This window comes from Vibrio sp. 1288 (assembly GCF_033344475.1).
The window spans coordinates 1-961 of the sequence record NZ_JAWPOX010000197.1 but is presented as its reverse complement, the minus strand read 5'-3'; the positions used below and the strand labels follow the sequence as shown (position 1 = coordinate 961).

1 pseudogene is annotated in these 961 nt (G+C 42.7%); it reads left to right on the top strand.

The features are described from left to right. Nucleotides 1-165: 165 nt before the first annotated feature. Nucleotides 166-961: pseudogene (locus R8O11_RS25640) on the top strand (RNA degradosome polyphosphate kinase); the annotation flags it as partial.

Sequence of the window (961 nt, the reverse complement as noted above, 5' to 3'; positions counted from 1 at the left end):
AAGATGACAATTATATTACAGATCACATTAAACACCTGAAAAGAATACAACTCTTATGCAATGCGTGGTATGAAATATATCTGTAACAAAAATCTCATAATGTTTTCACTCGTCTGTTTATCCCCATGATCAGTACGATTACTTCACTTTAGGCTAGGTAAGGTTATGAGCGCAGAAAAACTATATATAGAAAAAGAGCTTAGTTGGTTATCTTTCAATGAACGAGTGTTACAAGAAGCGGCCGACAAAACCGTTCCGTTGATCGAGCGTATTCGTTTTCTTGGGATCTTTTCCAACAACCTCGACGAATTCTACAAAGTGCGCTTCGCTGATGTGAAACGTCGTATTTTGATCAACCAAGAGCGAGGAGGGAGTGACAACTCCAAGCGTCTGTTAAGTAAGATGCAAGCTAAAGCCCTTAAGCTTAACGAACAATTCGACGAACTTTACAGTGAATTAATTAGAGAAATGGCACGGCGTCGCATTTTCTTGGTCAATGAGCATCAACTCGATGAAGCGCAGGAAAAGTGGATCACCAAATACTTCCGCAAAGAAGTCATGCCACATATCACGCCTTTATTGATGAAAGATGAAATCGACGTGCTGCAATTCCTCAAAGACGAATACGCTTACATCGCCGTCGAACTGCGCAAAGAAGACCACTCTCAATACGCTCTCATCGAAATTCCAACCGACCACCTGCCACGCTTCGTGATGGTGCCTGAGCAAAAAGGCAAACGCCGTAAGACCATCATCCTGCTTGATAACATCATCCGATACTGTTTAGACGAGCTTTTTAAAGGCTTTTTCGACTATGATGAGCTCGCAGGCTACGCGATGAAAATGACGCGTGATGCAGAATACGACTTGCGTAATGAAATCGAATACAGCTTGCTAGAGCAAATGTCAGCAGGCGTAAACCAACGTTTAACCGCCATGCCAGTACGCTTTGTGTATGAGC